This window comes from Domibacillus mangrovi, assembly GCF_001906925.1.
GTDB lineage: Bacteria > Bacillota > Bacilli > Bacillales > Domibacillaceae > Domibacillus > Domibacillus mangrovi.
This window is the reverse complement of sequence record NZ_MRWQ01000004.1, coordinates 1-16651: the sequence shown is the minus strand read 5'-3', so window position 1 is coordinate 16651 and position 16651 is coordinate 1. Positions and strand designations below refer to the sequence as shown.

Sequence of the window (16651 nt, the reverse complement as noted above, 5' to 3'; positions counted from 1 at the left end):
CCACCTTCTCCATCTCAAAATAGTATTCGCCATGCCGCGTTCTGTTCCTGCTAGCATTATTCAATTGGTGCTTTATTTGGTGTACCCGGTTTGCGCGGATACTTTTTCGGTGTTTCTTTTTCTTTACGGATCACAATAATGGTTCGCTCGCTGTCTTCTATAGGAAGACGAAATGAAAAAATGTCTTCTGTTTTCCCGCCAAGAACGGTAATCGCCTTTGAAGCATTCTCCATTTCATCAGCAGCGCTTGCGGCTTTCATCGCAACAAAGGCACCACCCTTTTTCACAAATGGAAGACATAGCTCCGCTAAAACGGACATACGAGCGACCGCGCGTGCTGTAACGATGTCATACTGTGCGCGATGTGCCGGATTTTGTCCCATTTCTTCTGCTCGGCCATGTACAAAATGAACATTTTCTAGCTTCAATTCCGAAGCAAGTTTGTTTAAAAAGGTAATTCGTTTATTAAGCGAATCAATAATCGTCACGTTGAGCTGAGGAAATGCGATTTTTAACGGAATGCTCGGAAAACCAGCTCCTGCACCGACATCACAGATGCGGAGCGGTTTCGTTAAATCGATATACATCGCAGCAGTCAATGAGTCATAAAAATGCTTCACATATACATCTTCCCGCTCTGTAATGGCTGTTAAATTCATTTTTTCATTCCACTCGATGAGCAGTTCATAATAATGATGAAATTGATTCATCTGCTCGTTTGATAGAGAAATCCCTTTTTCTGCGAGCTTTAATTGAAATTGATCGATTTTCATATAATACCTTCCTTATTCGCTTCCCGTCCGTGCAACACGGCCTTGTTCAAGATAGACGAGCAAAATGGAAATGTCAGCTGGATTGACGCCTGAAATACGTGAAGCCTGTGCAATAGACAACGGGCGCACTAATTTTAAATTCGTCCGTGCTTCGTTGGCGATATTTGTAATTTCATCATAATCAATATCAGCTGGAATCTTTTTATTCTCCATTTTTTTCATACGCTCTACTTGCTGGAGCGATTTTTCAATATAGCCTTCATATTTTACTTGGATTTCAATCTGCTCTTCTTCATCCGCACTAAGTGGAACTTCCGGTGGTGTGAGCAGCTTAATATGTTCATACGTCATTTCAGTGCGGCGAAGCAGGTCTGCGGCGCGAATACCGTCTTTCAACTCACTTCCACCCGCTTCACGAATGATAGTCTGTGTATATTCATTCGGTTTAATCATTGTCACTTTTAACCGTTCAAGTTCCGCTATAATCGCTTCTTTTTTCCCTATAAAACGACGATACCGTTCTTCTGAAATAAGGCCAGTGTTATATCCAATTTCCGTCAAACGCAAATCCGCATTGTCGTGACGAAGTAAGAGCCGGTGTTCCGCGCGTGATGTGAGCAAACGGTACGGTTCTGTCGTTCCTTTCGTCACAAGGTCATCGATTAGTACACCGATGTATGCATCAGAACGGTTCAAAATAACTTCCTCCTTACCAAGTACGCTGCATCCTGCATTAATGCCCGCCATTAAACCTTGCGCAGCTGCTTCTTCGTACCCAGACGTTCCATTAATTTGACCAGCTGTATAAAGCTGTTTCACACGCTTCGTTTCAAGCGTTGGCCAGAGCTGATTCGGAACGATCGCATCATATTCAATGGCATAGCCCGCACGCATCATCTCTGCTTTTTCCAAACCTGGAACACTTCGGACCATTTCCATTTGCACTTCTTCCGGAAGACTTGATGACATCCCCTGTACATACACTTCTTCCGTATTTCTTCCTTCTGGTTCAAGGAAAATTTGATGACGTGGCTTATCATTAAAACGAACAATTTTATCTTCAATCGATGGGCAGTATTTCGTGCCTGTTCCGTCAATCATTCCTGAGTGCATCGGCGAACGGTGCAAATTTGCATTAATTATACGATGCGTTTCAGGGCTTGTATACGTGAGCCAGCATGGCATTTGATCGGTAATAAATTTAGTTGTTTCGTAACTGAATGCACGTGGCACATCGTCACCTGGCTGGATTTCTGTTTTTGAATAGTCAATGGTTAAGCTATTTATACGCGGAGGTGTCCCTGTTTTAAATCGCTTCATTTCAAATCCAAGTTCCTGCAAATGTTCAGACAAGCGAATGGAAGGCTGTTGATTGTTCGGACCACTGGAATATTTCAACTCACCAATGATAATTTCACCACGCAAAAACGTACCGGTCGTCACGATAACTGCTTTTGCTTCATAACGGGCGCCCGTTTGTGTGATGACACCGCGGCACACACCATCTTCTACGATCAACGTCTCTACTTTCCCTTGAATGATCTTTACATTTGGTTCGGTCTCAATTGTTTTTTTCATTTCTTGCTGATACAGCACTTTATCTGCCTGCGCACGCAGCGCACGCACAGCAGGTCCTTTGCCCGTATTCAAAAGACGCATTTGAATATGCGTTTTATCAATATTTTTGCCCATTTCGCCGCCGAGTGCGTCAATTTCCCGCACGACGACGCCTTTGGCTGGTCCGCCAATAGACGGGTTACATGGCATGTACGCAATCATATCAAGATTGAGCGTGATCATGAGCGTTTTTGCGCCAAGACGAGCTGAAGCTAGCCCCGCTTCTACACCCGCATGGCCAGCCCCAATGACAATAACATCATACTCTCCCGCTGCATATTGTTTCATAACTATTTCTTCCTTCCTGTTTCTCGTTTATTTCCCAAGACAAAATTGCGAAAACAGTTGATTGATTAACCCGTCCTGCACACTTTCACCGATAATTTCACCAAGCAATTCCCACGTTCTCGTCAAATCAATTTGAATAATATCAATTGGCACATCTGATTCTGCCCCATTAATGGCATCTGTAATCGATGAATGGGCCTGTTTCAACAAAGCGATATGACGCGAATTTGACACGTACGTCATATCCTGCGCACCGACAGTACCCGAGAAAAATAATGCAGCAATCGCTTCTTCAAGCGCATCAATTCCTTGCTCTGCAAGCAGTGATGTTGTCAGTATCTTCTTATGCTCTGCTAATTCCTTCACACGGTTCATATTAAGTTTCGGCGGCAAATCTGTTTTATTGACAATGACAATTGCATTCATCGTGTTGATCACTTCAAATAACGCTTCATCTTCAGCCGTTAATTCATCTGAATAATTAAGCATGAATAAAATTAAATCTGCTTTTGCCAGCACCTGACGCGAGCGTTCGACACCAATTTGTTCAACAATGTCTTCCGTTTCCCGAATACCGGCTGTATCAACAAGTTTAAGCGGTACACCGCGTACGTTTACGTATTCTTCAATGATATCACGTGTCGTACCCGGTATATCAGTTACAATCGCTTTATTTTCCTGAACGAGGGCATTTAATAAAGAAGATTTCCCTACATTTGGCCGTCCTATAATAACAGTAGACAATCCTTCACGTAAAACTTTTCCCTGTTCCGCTGTCTTCAAAAGTTTTTCAATTTCAATTTGAACAAACCGCGATTTCTCAAGAAGTACATCATGGGCCATTTCTTCCACATCATCATATTCTGGGTAATCAATGTTCACTTCTACATGCGCAAGTGTTTCTAAAATTTCCTGTCGCAATGTTTGAATAAGCTTAGATAAGCGCCCTTCTACTTGATTAAGTGCAACATTCATCGCTTTATCCGTTTTCGCACGAATCAGGTCCATAACCGCTTCAGCTTGTGATAAATCAATCCGCCCGTTTAAAAAAGCACGTTTTGTAAATTCTCCCGGTTCAGCTAGACGTGCTCCTTCATTCAACACAATTTGTAGCACACGGTTGACTGCCGTCATTCCTCCATGACAATTGATTTCGACGACATCTTCACGTGTAAAAGTTTTCGGTCCTTTCATTATAGAAACCATCACTTCTTCCGCATTATGCCCTGTGGATGGATCAATTAAATGGCCATAATGAATTGTATGAGTCGGCACTGTGGACAATATTTTATTTCCAGGTGCACGAAATACCTTATCGGCAATTTCAATGGCCGCATCGCCACTTAAACGGACGATTGCAATCGCTCCCTCACCAGACGGCGTCGAAATCGCTGCAATTGTATCAAAATCCATTCAATCCATCCCTCTCCGCTTACTTTTTATCTATAATAGCCCATTGGCTTCAATTTCATTTCCTAAATAAATAGAATACCACAGCCAGACGATGAAAAAAAGATGGAATTCATCCACATGTTGATAACTCCAAAAAGAACCAATAAAAAAAAGGAATAATACCCCTTTTCCTACATAACAAAAAGACATTGCCTCTAAAGAGACAATGTCTTTTTGTTATGTAATGGATGGGTCTTTTGGTTTGTTCGGTCCATTAATAATGAACGTTTGAATAATCATAAAAATACTACCGACAACCCAATACAATGAAAGCGCGGCTGGGAGTGTAATTCCGAAAACGATAATCATAACCGGCATAAGCCAGAGCATCATTGCCATCTGCGGGTTTTGATTCGCTGTTCCAGCCATCATCATTTTTTGCTGGAAGAATGTAAAGACACCTGCAAGAATTGATAAGATAATGTCGGGTGAACCAAGATCGAACCAGAGAAATGTATGATTTTTAATTTCTCCTGTTCTCATAATAGCCTGATAAAGACCGATAATAATCGGCATCTGAACGATGAGCGGTAAACAGCCCGCAACTGGATTGACACCGTGTGTTTGAAACAATGCCATCGTTTCCTGCTGCAGTTTTTGCTGAGTTTGTGCATCTTTTGACTTATATTTTTCTTTAAGCTTTGCCATTTCAGGCTGAAGCAGCTGCATCGCTTTAGCACTTTTTGTCTGTTTGATCATGAGCGGCAAAATAATGATCCGGATGATGATCGTTACAAAGACGATGGCTAACCCATATCCCCCGACTACTTCTGCCGTTTTTGTAATAAATAGTGAAAGCGGGTAAATAATATACTCATTCCAAAATCCTTCACTATCCGCTGTAATTTCCTGATTGACTTCTGTACAGCCAGCAAGCAATACAGAAAAAAGAGCTAGAATCAGGATTGAAAGCGTTCTTTTATTCAAACTGTTACGCCCCCTGTCATTAGCTTACTCTTTATTTTGCTTGTTCAATTGTTTTCCTTACAGCGCTTTCGCTAGTTTCAGCACATGCATAAGACTGCTTTTCACTTCGTTGCACGTCATATCCGCGGCCGGTTTTCTCGCTATGATAATGAACTCATAGCCTGGCAAAACATCTGTCTTTAGATCGGTGAAACTTTGTCTTATGTATCGCTTAATTCGATTGCGCACAACGGCGTTACCGACTTTTTTACTGACTGACAGGCCGATCCGGAATGGTACGTTTTGTTTTTTCTTATACATATACACAATAAACTGGCGATTCGCAAACGATTTCCCTTTACCGAAGACCATTTGAAAATCGTCATTTTTTTTTATTCGAAATGATTTTTTCATCTATATCACCTGCTGCTTCTTTCATTCGCACAATGACTTTAGAAAAAAAGACCACTGAAATGGTCAGTGGTCTTATGCAGATAGTACTTTTCTGCCTTTTGCACGGCGGCTCGCGATAATGCGGCGGCCATTTTTAGAACTCATACGTGTGCGGAAACCATGTACTTTGCTTCTTTTACGTCTGTTAGGCTGGAACGTTCTTTTCATATTAAAACACCTCCCTGAGGTTTTCAAATTCATATTTTCAAAACAGTCTTTTTCAATTATAAGTACGCAGGTCCATCCTGTCAACTGAATTTTAAAAACAGGTTTGATCTACTTTATCCCGCATTAACGGGCAGTAAGACCCCGGCTTCAAGACTTTGAAAAGAAAAGAAGGATAAGTGGGGGATCAACTGCCCGTAAAAGCCCGATTGGTTCGGGCCGGCTGAAGCCGGTCACTCAGGTATTGCCGCAGGACGCGGTGCTCTTTACCTGAGTTCCTGTTTATTCAGGGGGGATAGGCAGAACGCAGACTAAGATCGTCACGTCCTGTGACAACGTCTGCATGATTCACATCATGTGAACCTAAACCCCCACTGAATGAAGTTTCACTTTATTTTACTGTCCGTTCTCTGTGGAATGCAATTATGCAGTATGTATACTTTGTTGAATCGTCTTGCATTGTGGACAGTATTCGACAGTACTTTTGATTATCCACAGCTTCTCCCTTCCATTCTTCACAAGTCCTCACCCTGTGGACAATGTTTTAAACATCACTTCCCTACCTGTGGATAATCCATTCCAATCATTGCAAGTACTCATTATTTCTGCTATCATTATTTTGTTTTCACTCTGGATAACATATTTACAGCCACAAATTATCCACATTTGTGGATAATTTGTGGAAAAACTATATACAAGCTGTTTTTAACTTTATCTACAGATTGTGGATTTTGTCGAAAAACTACTTTCATCCTATTATATATTTACCCACAATCATTGTCATGTATAATTATAAATCCACTCCTATTTTAGTTGTACAATCATTAAACAAGATATACTAGAAACGAGAAAGAAGGTGCCAAATGGAAAACATTGATGATCTCTGGAACAAAGTACTTGAGAGCATTCAAACAAGAATAAGCAAACCAAGCTACGATACATGGGTAAAATCAACAACAGCTCATTCTCTTCACGGGGATGCTATCGTTGTTGCTGCCCCCAACTTTTTTAATAGGGACTGGCTTGAAGGGCATTACACACATCTTATGTCCGATATCATCGGCGATTTAACCGGGGAAAAGCTAGATGTTTACTTTATTTCTCCGGATGTCCATGATTTCGACGCATACGTACCTCCAAAACATAGAACAGAACCTAAAAATCAAAAAATCAATGGACAGGATACCATTCAAAGCATGCTGAATCCCAAATATACATTTGAAACGTTCGTTATCGGATCAGGTAACCGTTTTGCCCATGCCGCTTCTCTAGCCGTTGCAGAAGCACCTGCAAAAGCTTATAATCCACTCTTTATTTATGGTGGTGTTGGACTTGGAAAAACACACTTAATGCATGCAATCGGCCATTATGTGATTGAACATAATCCTGGTGCCAAAGTCGTTTATTTGTCATCTGAAAAGTTCACAAACGAATTTATTAACTCAATCCGCGACAATAAAGCAGTAGAATTTCGAAATAAGTATCGGGGTGTAGACGTGCTGCTTATTGATGATATTCAATTTTTAGCTGGGAAAGAACAAACACAAGAGGAATTTTTCCATACATTCAATACGCTGCATGAAGAAAGCAAGCAAATCATCATTTCAAGCGACCGGCCTCCAAAGGAAATTCCAACGCTTGAAGACCGGCTTCGCTCACGTTTTGAGTGGGGACTCATCACAGATATTACACCGCCAGATTTAGAAACAAGAATTGCCATTTTACGCAAAAAGGCGCGCGCTGAAAACTTGGATGTGCCCAACGAAGTAATGCTTTATATCGCCAATCAAATTGATACAAACATTCGTGAACTCGAAGGAGCACTTATCCGCGTTGTCGCCTATTCTTCAATGATCAGCAAAGAAGTAAATGCAAGTGTAGCGGCAGAAGCATTGAAAAGTATTATTCCAGGAGCAAGACCAAAATTAGTAACAATTCCGGATATTCAAAGAGTGGTTGGCGAACAATACGAGATCCGTCTAGAAGATTTCAAAGCAAAAAAACGAACAAAAATGGTGGCCTTTCCACGACAAATCGCGATGTATTTATCACGTGAACTGACAGATTTTTCACTGCCTAAAATTGGTGAAGAATTTGGTGGACGAGATCATACAACAGTCATTCATGCACACGAGAAAATATCAAAATTGCTCGATACAGACCCTATGCTTCAAGATAAAGTGAAAGAAATTATTTCCATTTTAAAAGCTTAATAACTTGTGAATAAGAAGGGGCGATTATCAACAGTCTGTCCACATGTGGATAGACTGTATTTATTTCATTTTTATGCAGTTATCCACAAATCAACAAGGCCTACTACTACGACTATTATTTTATTAATATATAAATAAAGAATTAGCTTCATACTGAACAATTATTCAAATATAACTGTGGAGGGATACACATGAAATTTTCCATTCAAAAAGACCGCCTTGCTCAAGGTGTACAAGATGTATTAAAAGCTGTCAGTTCTAGGACGACAATTCCCATTTTGACAGGTATTAAGATTCATGCTTCCGATGACGGTATTACATTAACAGGAAGTGATTCTGATATTTCGATTGAATCGTTCATCCCAAAAGATGAAGGAGATACATCGATTGCTATCGTTGAAGAAACAGGTAGCATTGTATTAAATGCGCGATTTTTTAGTGAGATTGTCCGTAAACTGCCTGCATCGACAATCGAATTTGAAACAACTGTATCATTCCAAACTATCATTCGTTCAGGGCATGCGGAATTCAGTTTGAATGGACAGGATGCAGATGAATATCCTCATTTGCCACAAATCGATGATGAAAATGTATTTAAATTGCCAGCCGATCTTGTCAAAACATTAATTCGTCAAACCGTTTTTGCGGTATCAACATCTGAAACACGCCCAATTTTGACAGGTGTCAACTGGAAGATTGAAAATGGAACACTTATTTGTACAGCAACAGACAGTCATCGTCTTGCTTTGCGCAAAACGTCGGCAGGAGGGCTGCCAGAGGGCGAGTATAATGTTGTCATTCCTGGAAAAAGTTTAACGGAACTAAGCAAAATTTTAGATGATACGAATGAGCCTGTTGAAATTGTTATGACAGATAATCAAGTGCTTTTCCGTTCAAAACATGTACTATTTTTCTCGCGTTTGCTTGAGGGTAATTACCCGGATACGAGCCGCCTTATTCCAGATGAGTACAAAACGAAAATAGAACTGAATACGAAAGAATATTTACAAGCTATAGATCGTGCCTCACTATTAGCGCGTGAAGGGCGGAATAACGTTGTGAAAATGAGCAGCAGTGGAGAGGGAGCAATTGAAATTTCGTCTAATTCTCCTGAAATTGGAAAGGTAACTGAACAAGTGAACAGTATTTCAATAGAGGGCGAAGAATTGAAAATTTCATTCAGTGCGAAATATATGATGGATGCACTGAAAGCTCTTGAAGGAACCGAAATTGATGTTCAGTTTACAGGTGCAATGCGTCCATTCATCATTCGGCCACTTCATGATGACTCTACATTACAATTAATTTTGCCTGTTCGTACGTATTGATAAATCCAATTGAAAAGCGGAGCATGAAGGCTCTGCTTTTTTTTGTATTTGCGGCGATTATTTAGTAAAATTAAAGTATTGGCTTTTTGAACGGAGGAATAGAAAAGATGACAATAAAAAGAGTAGGGATTGATACGGAGTTTATTACGCTCGGTCAATTTTTGAAGCTCGCCGGCGTGATTCAAACGGGCGGCATGGCAAAATGGTTTTTAAGTGAACATGATGTGTATATAAATGGCGAAGAAGATAACCGTAGAGGACGGAAACTGCGGGAGGGAGACCGGGTGGAAATTCCAGGGGACGGCGTGTATGAAGTGGTATTTGGATCAGAGGAAGAGATCGATTAACTGTTAGCGAAGGGTGTTATGCACAGATGCACATTGAACAACTGGCTCTGGAACAATATCGTAATTACGAATCGATGCTCATTGAATTTGATGATACTGTTAATGTCATCATCGGTGAAAATGCACAAGGGAAAACAAATGTGATCGAATCTATTTACGTGCTAGCGATGGCTAAGTCGCATCGGACGTCGAATGATAAAGATTTAATTCGCTGGGAAGCGGAGTATGCTAAAATAAAAGGGCGAGTGAAAAAAAAACACCAGTCGCTCCCGCTTGAGCTAATCATTTCAAAAAAAGGAAAGAAAGCAAAAGTGAATCATCTTGAACAGACGCGCTTGAGCCAGTATATCGGTAATATGAACGTCGTTATGTTTGCGCCAGAAGACTTGACGCTTGTGAAAGGCAGTCCACAGGTAAGAAGACGTTTTATTGATATGGAAATCGGACAGGTATCGCCTGTTTATTTACATGATTTAAGCCTTTATCATAAAGTGCTACAGCAGCGGAATTATTATTTAAAGCAGCTCCAGACGAAACGAGCGTCTGATTATACAATGCTTGATGTACTTACAGAACAGCTGATTGAACTAGCTGTAAAAGTGATGAAGAAGCGATTTGAATTTATTTGCATGCTTCAAAAATGGGCGGGACCGCTTCACTCAGGCATTTCACGTGGTATTGAGTCACTTACTATTTTATATGAACCGGCTGCAGGGGTCTTACAGGAGCAAAGTGATGAACAGATGCAGTCCATTCTTGAAGATTTGTTTCAAAAAGGACGCATAAAAGAGGTGGATCGTGGGGTAACATTGACTGGACCGCATCGAGACGATCTTCTTTTTTATGTGAACGAGAAAAACATTCAAACATTCGGCTCACAAGGGCAGCAGCGTACGACAGCGCTTGCTATCAAGCTTGCTGAAATTGAATTAATACAATCGGAAATTGGTGAATATCCCATTTTATTGCTTGACGATGTGTTATCTGAACTCGATGATTACCGTCAGTCGCATTTGCTTAATACGATTCATGGAAAAGTACAGACATTTGTGACGACGACGAATACGGATGGCATTGAGCATGCTACATTAAACGCCGCTTCCGCTTACAATGTGACAGACGGAGCGATTACACAAATAAAGTAATTTTAATTTATTGAAGGAGAAGGTGACTGGATTTGACAATGGACCAACAAAATACGACACCTTCCTATGACGCTAATCAAATACAGGTGCTTGAAGGACTCGAAGCCGTTAGAAAACGTCCGGGTATGTATATCGGTTCGACGAGTGCAAGAGGTCTTCACCACCTCGTCTGGGAAATCGTTGATAATAGTATTGATGAAGCGCTTGCCGGCTTCTGTACAGAAATCAACGTCATCATTGAAAAAGATAACAGCATAACCGTAAAAGATAACGGACGAGGTATTCCAGTTGATAATCAAGAAAAAATGGGCCGTCCAGCTGTTGAAGTCATTTTAACTGTTCTGCACGCAGGCGGTAAATTCGGCGGCGGTGGCTATAAAGTATCAGGTGGACTTCACGGTGTTGGAGCATCTGTTGTAAACGCACTATCAATGATCCTTGAGGTATATGTACATCGCGATGAAAAAATTCATTACATGGCTTTTAAGAAAGGCGTTCCACAAGAAGACTTAAAAGTGGTTGGAGAGACGGACATTACTGGTACGCATATTCATTTTAGTCCAGATCCTGAAATTTTCACCGAAACACTCGAATATGACTACGATATACTTATACAACGTTTGCGTGAGCTAGCGTACTTAAATCGTGGACTTAAAATTACATTGGAAGATAAACGTGAAGAAGGAAGACAAAATGAGTTCCACTACGAAGGTGGAATTAAATCATATGTGGAGCATTTAAACCGTTCGAAAGAAGTGCTTCATGAAGAAGCAATCTTCATGGAAGGTGAGCGGGAAGGCATTCAAGTCGAAGTAGCTTTTCAGTACAATGACGGCTATGTCGGTAATATTTATTCATTTGCGAACAACATTAATACGCATGAAGGCGGAACACATGAAGTCGGCTTCAAAACGGCACTGACACGTGTTGTGAATGACTATGCCCGCAAAAATGGCTTAGTGAAAGATATTGATACAAACTTATCTGGTGAAGATGTCCGTGAAGGACTAATAGCCATTGTTTCGGTCAAACATCCAGATCCGCAATTTGAAGGGCAGACAAAAACGAAGCTAGGCAACTCGGAAGTACGTACGGTAACGGACTCTGTTTTTGCAGGTCGTTTTGAAACATTCATGCTTGAAAATCCGAATACTGCGCGTAAAATTGTTGAAAAAGGCACGATGGCGGCACGCGCTCGTTTAGCTGCGAAGAAAGCACGTGAATTAACGAGGCGTAAAAGCGCACTTGAAATATCTAGTCTTCCAGGGAAACTTGCAGACTGTTCATCGCGTGACCCGAAAATCAGTGAATTGTACATCGTAGAAGGTGACTCCGCTGGTGGATCCGCAAAACAAGGCCGTGATCGTCACTTTCAGGCGATATTACCGCTGCGTGGGAAGATCTTGAACGTTGAAAAAGCTCGTCTTGATAAAATACTGTCAAATAATGAAGTGCGCGCGATGATCACAGCGCTCGGTACAGGAATTAGCGAAGAATTTGATCTATCAAAAGCGAGATATCATAAATTGGTTATTATGACGGATGCCGATGTCGACGGTGCGCATATCCGAACACTGCTTTTAACTTTCTTTTTCCGTTACATGCGTCCATTAATTGAAGCAGGTTACGTATATATTGCACAACCGCCTTTATACAAAGTGCAGCAAGGAAAGCACATTCGTTATGCTTACAATGATCATGAGCTTAACGAAGTGATGGGGTCACTCCCTACTAATACCAAACCGATATTGCAGCGATATAAAGGTCTTGGTGAAATGAATCCGACCCAGTTATGGGAAACGACAATGGATCCTGAGTGGCGTACATTGCTTCAGGTAACATTAAAAGATGCAATGGAAGCGGATGAAACGTTTGAAATTTTAATGGGCGATAAAGTGGAACCGCGCCGTCAATTTATTGAAGATAATGCACGTTATGTTAAAAACCTCGATATATAAACAGAACAAAGGTTAAGAGCACGACATCCTGTCTTAATACCTTTGTGACCCAGGTCCGAAACGATAGGGCATTTACGGCCAGTTGAACCCCGCTTATCTTTCTTGTATGTGGGGCCTTACTGTCTGTTAATACGGGATAAATTAAAAATGGCGCCCGTTAATGCGGGCGCTCCCACTTTTTTAAAAGGGAGGATTTTTACATGGCTGATACGCCACGCTCGAATGTAAAAGAGATTAATATAAGTCAAGAAATGCGTTCTTCATTTTTAGATTATGCGATGAGCGTTATCGTTTCCAGAGCGCTTCCAGACGTGCGTGACGGCTTGAAACCTGTGCATCGCCGCATTTTATATGCAATGAATGACCTTGGTATGACCGCTGATAAAGCGTACAAAAAATCAGCACGGATCGTCGGAGATGTTATTGGTAAGTATCACCCACACGGTGATTCGGCTGTTTATGAAACGATGGTGCGCATGGCGCAAGACTTTAACTATCGCTATATGCTCGTGGACGGACACGGAAACTTCGGGTCTGTCGACGGGGATGCAGCGGCGGCTATGCGTTACACAGAAGCACGTATGTCAAAAATTGCGATGGAAATTACACGTGATTTGAATAAAGATACAATTGATTACAAAGATAACTATGACGGTTCTGAACGTGAACCGATCGTTTTGCCAGCGCGTTTTCCAAATCTGCTTGTGAACGGTGCATCTGGTATAGCCGTCGGGATGGCAACTAATATTCCGCCACACCAGCTTGGTGAAGTAATCGATGCGCTTCTTGCAATCAGTAAAAATCCGGAATTGACCGTACTTGAATTAATGGAATACATACCAGGTCCTGATTTCCCAACGGCTGGTATTTTAATGGGTAGGAGCGGTATTCGCCGCGCGTATGAAACAGGGCGTGGTTCTATTATTTTACGTGCGCGGACTGATATTGAAGAAAAGGCAAATGGAAAAGAAACAATCATTGTTCATGAAATTCCATATCAAGTGAACAAAGCGAAATTAATCGAGCGGATTGCAGAACTAGTCCGCGATAAAAAAATTGACGGCATTACGGATCTTCGTGATGAATCTGACCGTGAAGGCATGCGGATTGTGATGGAAATACGCCGAGATGCAAATGCAAGTGTCGTTTTAAATAATTTGTATAAATATACGGCGATGCAAACAAGTTTTGGTATTAACATGCTGGCACTCGTAGATGGTCATCCTAAAGTACTTAGCTTAAAAGAATGTTTGACGCATTATCTTGCCCACCAGCAAGAGATTATTCGCCGTCGTACACAGTTTGAATTAAATAAAGCAGAAGCGCGTGCTCACATTTTAGAGGGACTCCGCATTGCACTTGACCATATTGATCGCATTATTTCACTTATCCGCGGTTCGCAGACAGCTGATCTTGCACGAGCAGGATTAATCGAACAATTTGGTTTGTCAGAAAAGCAAGCACAGGCTATTCTCGATATGCGTCTTCAGCGCTTGACAGGGCTCGAACGCGAAAAAATTGAAGAAGAGTATCAAAGTTTAGTAGCTATTATTACCGAATTAAAAGCAATATTAGCAGATGAAGAAAAAATACTGGAAATTATCCGCGAAGAATTGACTGAAGTGAAAGAGCGATTTAATGATAAGCGCCGCACGGAAATTACCGATGGTGCACCAGGCGATATAATGGACGAAGATTTAATTCCAGTTGAAAAAATTATCATCACATTAACGCATAAAGGCTATATTAAACGCCTGCCTGTTTCAACGTACCGAAGTCAGCGCCGGGGAGGGCGTGGTATTCAAGGGATGGGTACAAATGAAAATGATTTTGTAGAGCAATTGTTAACAACGTCGACACACGATACGATTCTGTTTTTCACAAACAAAGGGAAAGTGTATCGTCTAAAAGGGTATCAAATTCCAGAGTATAGCCGAACGGCAAAAGGTATCCCACTTGTAAACTTACTCGGTGTCGAACAGGATGAATGGGTCAATTCGATGCTATTTGTTGAGAAGCTTACGGAAGATGCATTTTTGTTTTTTGCGACGAAGCAAGGAATTGTGAAACGTACGCCGCTTATGGATTACGCCAATATTCGTACAAACGGTTTAATTGCGCTTAATATTCGTGAAGATGATGAACTCATATCAGTTAGACTAACAGACGGCCAAAAACATATCGTTATAGGAACAAAGCAAGGAATGCTTATTCGCTTTCCAGAAGATAATGTCCGCTCAATGGGGAGAACGTCCACCGGTGTAAGGGGAATCAGACTGTCAGATGACGATCATGCGGTTGGTCTGGAGCTTGTTGAGGAAAATGAGTATATTTTAATCGTCACTGAAAATGGATACGGAAAACTAACACCTGAATCTGATTATCGTATTCAAACACGTGGTGGTAAAGGGTTAAAAACGTGCAATATTACAGAAAAGAACGGCTCGATGATTGCTGTGAAAACCGTGACAGGTGAAGAGGACCTCATGCTGATCACAATGGGCGGAGTCATGATCCGAATGGATATCGGCGGTATTTCAATTACTGGCCGTAGTACGCAAGGGGTCAAACTCATTCGTCTTGGAAATGATGAAACGGTTGCGACTGTAGCGAAAGTGGAAAAAGAAGACGAAGAAGTGATCGAAACAAAGATAGAAGAAATAGAAGAATAATGAATCAAGCACAGGGACTTCAACATACCTGTGCTTTTTATGTCTATCAATTAAGTACAATGTTTATTATAATTAGGTATAAAGACTTAATGGAGAAGGGTGAAGTATATGTTTGTGAAAGTAGAAGATCTGCAGCAGGGATGGCATGTTAATGAAGCGGTGCTCGCTAGCACTGCTCACCCGATCATTTTAAAAGGAACTATTTTGACTGAACAGCACATCCGATTTTTAAAAGTCTTCTCCATTGAATTTGTTGATGTTGTTCCTCCAGAAGAAAATCCTCTTTCGTCTATTAATTCTGCTGCGTCACTAAATGAATTCAGTTTAACCGTTGATATGTTGGAGCAACAGTACCATAAAACGGTTAAAGGAATAAAAGAAGAGTTTCACAAATGGCAATCAGGAATGAATGTGGAAATTGCAAGGATAAGAACGATCATTTTACCACTTCTAACATATGTACTTGAAAATCCAGAGCAGTTGTATAGAATTTCTTCTTTTTCAAAAAAGGAAGATTATTTGTTTCATCATACAGCAGCGCTTGGGATTTTATGCGGAATGATCGCTCAAAAAATGAATTATAAAAAAGGAATGATTGTACAGGCAGCTTTAACCGGTGTTCTCGCTGATTCCGGCATGTCTAAAATTAATTATTCTCTTTTAAATAAGAAAACTGCCCTGACAGAGCAAGAATATAAAAATATTCAAAACCACCCAATTTTCAGTTACAGTATGGTGAAAGAGTTAAGGCTGTTAAAGCCTGAAGTAAAACTTGCTATTTACCAACATCATGAACGCATAGACGGCTCGGGATATCCAATGGGAGTAAAGGGAAATGAAATACATCCAATTGCACAGATTGTAGGGCTTGCTGATACATATCATGCGTTAACAACAGACAGAGTGTTTCAAGACAGACAGTCTGCTTTTAAAGTGATTGAGTTTATACAAGAAGATTTATTCGGGAAATTCGATTTACCTATTATGAACGCGCTGTTTTCAATTGTAGCTAATTTAGTACCGGGGACAAGAGTTGAGTTATCGGATGGCAATAAAGGAAAAGTGTTGTTCGTTCATCAAATGCATCAAACGAGACCCCTCATTCAATTATCTACTGGAGAGCTCATTGACATGGTGAAAAGAAGAGATTTACATATTGAAAAAGTGATAGGAAAACAGCTGTGAAAATAAAAATGGCTGTTTTATTAATTTATTTTCAAAAAAGCTTGCTCTATATATCTAACCGTGTTATATTATTTAAGTCGCCTAATGGTGATGGAAAAACGAATGAATTGAACATTGAAAACTGAACAAAATCAATAAAAACGTCAACG

13 protein-coding genes are annotated in these 16651 nt (G+C 40.8%); 7 read left to right on the top strand and 6 right to left on the bottom strand.

All coding sequences use genetic code 11. From position 1 onward, the window contains the following. Nucleotides 1–56: 56 nt before the first annotated feature. The 6 genes from rsmG to rpmH all read right to left on the bottom strand — a co-directional run bounded on the left by rsmG (nucleotide 57) and on the right by rpmH (nucleotide 5657). Nucleotides 57–773 carry a 16S rRNA (guanine(527)-N(7))-methyltransferase RsmG gene (gene rsmG / locus BLL40_RS03615; RefSeq protein WP_073710568.1) on the bottom strand — a complete coding sequence of 239 codons (717 nt, stop codon included), beginning with the start codon at nucleotides 771–773 and terminating at the stop codon, nucleotides 57–59. Between the two features lie 12 nt (nucleotides 774–785). Beyond that, nucleotides 786–2678, bottom strand: a complete 1893-nt coding sequence (mnmG, locus tag BLL40_RS03610) for a tRNA uridine-5-carboxymethylaminomethyl(34) synthesis enzyme MnmG (protein WP_073710567.1) — start codon at nucleotides 2676–2678, stop codon at nucleotides 786–788. Nucleotides 2679–2705: 27 nt separating this feature from the next. After that, on the bottom strand, nucleotides 2706–4091 hold the full coding sequence (mnmE, locus tag BLL40_RS03605) for a tRNA uridine-5-carboxymethylaminomethyl(34) synthesis GTPase MnmE (RefSeq protein WP_073710566.1): 1386 nt from the start codon (nucleotides 4089–4091) through the stop codon (nucleotides 2706–2708). Nucleotides 4092–4307: 216 nt separating this feature from the next. Continuing rightward, a complete protein-coding gene (gene spoIIIJ, locus BLL40_RS03600) occupies nucleotides 4308–5057 on the bottom strand; it encodes a YidC family membrane integrase SpoIIIJ (RefSeq protein ID WP_073710565.1) in 750 nt (249 codons plus the stop codon). A gap of 57 nt (nucleotides 5058–5114) precedes the next feature. Continuing rightward, the gene (gene rnpA, locus BLL40_RS03595; RefSeq protein ID WP_073710564.1) at nucleotides 5115–5450 is read right to left on the bottom strand and encodes a ribonuclease P protein component; all 336 of its coding nucleotides are present in this window, start codon (nucleotides 5448–5450) and stop codon (nucleotides 5115–5117) included. 72 nt (nucleotides 5451–5522) lie between these two features. Further along, entirely contained in the window at nucleotides 5523–5657 is a 135-nt protein-coding gene (gene rpmH, locus BLL40_RS03590; protein ID WP_073710563.1) for a 50S ribosomal protein L34, read from the bottom strand. A gap of 860 nt (nucleotides 5658–6517) precedes the next feature. On the opposite strand from rpmH, the gene dnaA reads away from it, so the two are divergent. The 7 genes from dnaA (at nucleotide 6518) to BLL40_RS03555 (ending at nucleotide 16502) form a co-directional block, all read left to right on the top strand. Beyond that, entirely contained in the window at nucleotides 6518–7867 is a 1350-nt protein-coding gene (gene dnaA / locus BLL40_RS03585; protein ID WP_073710562.1) for a chromosomal replication initiator protein DnaA, read from the top strand. Nucleotides 7868–8058: 191 nt separating this feature from the next. Beyond that, nucleotides 8059–9195 (top strand): DNA polymerase III subunit beta, encoded by a 1137-nt coding sequence (dnaN, locus tag BLL40_RS03580; protein WP_073710561.1) that lies wholly within the window; start codon nucleotides 8059–8061, stop codon nucleotides 9193–9195. A gap of 107 nt (nucleotides 9196–9302) precedes the next feature. After that, nucleotides 9303–9542: a S4 domain-containing protein YaaA gene (gene yaaA / locus BLL40_RS03575; RefSeq protein ID WP_073710560.1), complete on the top strand. Its 240-nt coding sequence runs from the start codon at nucleotides 9303–9305 to the stop codon at nucleotides 9540–9542. Between the two features lie 26 nt (nucleotides 9543–9568). After that, complete coding sequence (gene recF, locus BLL40_RS03570; RefSeq protein WP_073710559.1) at nucleotides 9569–10687, top strand: DNA replication/repair protein RecF; 1119 nt, start codon at nucleotides 9569–9571, stop codon at nucleotides 10685–10687. A gap of 38 nt (nucleotides 10688–10725) precedes the next feature. Next, nucleotides 10726–12645, top strand: coding sequence for a DNA topoisomerase (ATP-hydrolyzing) subunit B (gyrB, locus tag BLL40_RS03565; protein ID WP_073710823.1), 1920 nt, complete (start codon nucleotides 10726–10728; stop codon nucleotides 12643–12645). Nucleotides 12646–12845: 200 nt separating this feature from the next. Then, nucleotides 12846–15317, top strand: coding sequence for a DNA gyrase subunit A (gyrA, locus tag BLL40_RS03560; protein WP_073710558.1), 2472 nt, complete (start codon nucleotides 12846–12848; stop codon nucleotides 15315–15317). A gap of 108 nt (nucleotides 15318–15425) precedes the next feature. Then, complete coding sequence (locus BLL40_RS03555; RefSeq protein WP_083566249.1) at nucleotides 15426–16502, top strand: HD-GYP domain-containing protein; 1077 nt, start codon at nucleotides 15426–15428, stop codon at nucleotides 16500–16502. The last annotated feature ends 149 nt before the right edge of the window (nucleotides 16503–16651 follow it).

What these genes read in the sequence shown, in the direction of transcription:
- dnaN (WP_073710561.1), top strand. Translation starts at nt 8,059, where the DNA reads ATGAAATTTTCCATTCAAAAAGACCGCCTTGCTCAAGGTGTACAAGAT.
- rnpA (WP_073710564.1), bottom strand. Translation starts at nt 5,450, where the DNA reads ATGAAAAAATCATTTCGAATAAAAAAAAATGACGATTTTCAAATGGTC.
- recF (WP_073710559.1), top strand. Translation starts at nt 9,569, where the DNA reads ATGCACATTGAACAACTGGCTCTGGAACAATATCGTAATTACGAATCG.
- gyrA (WP_073710558.1), top strand. Translation starts at nt 12,846, where the DNA reads ATGGCTGATACGCCACGCTCGAATGTAAAAGAGATTAATATAAGTCAA.
- BLL40_RS03555 (WP_083566249.1), top strand. Translation starts at nt 15,426, where the DNA reads ATGTTTGTGAAAGTAGAAGATCTGCAGCAGGGATGGCATGTTAATGAA.
- rpmH (WP_073710563.1), bottom strand. Translation starts at nt 5,657, where the DNA reads ATGAAAAGAACGTTCCAGCCTAACAGACGTAAAAGAAGCAAAGTACAT.
- dnaA (WP_073710562.1), top strand. Translation starts at nt 6,518, where the DNA reads ATGGAAAACATTGATGATCTCTGGAACAAAGTACTTGAGAGCATTCAA.
- mnmE (WP_073710566.1), bottom strand. Translation starts at nt 4,091, where the DNA reads ATGGATTTTGATACAATTGCAGCGATTTCGACGCCGTCTGGTGAGGGA.
- gyrB (WP_073710823.1), top strand. Translation starts at nt 10,726, where the DNA reads ATGGACCAACAAAATACGACACCTTCCTATGACGCTAATCAAATACAG.
- rsmG (WP_073710568.1), bottom strand. Translation starts at nt 773, where the DNA reads ATGAAAATCGATCAATTTCAATTAAAGCTCGCAGAAAAAGGGATTTCT.
- mnmG (WP_073710567.1), bottom strand. Translation starts at nt 2,678, where the DNA reads ATGAAACAATATGCAGCGGGAGAGTATGATGTTATTGTCATTGGGGCT.
- yaaA (WP_073710560.1), top strand. Translation starts at nt 9,303, where the DNA reads ATGACAATAAAAAGAGTAGGGATTGATACGGAGTTTATTACGCTCGGT.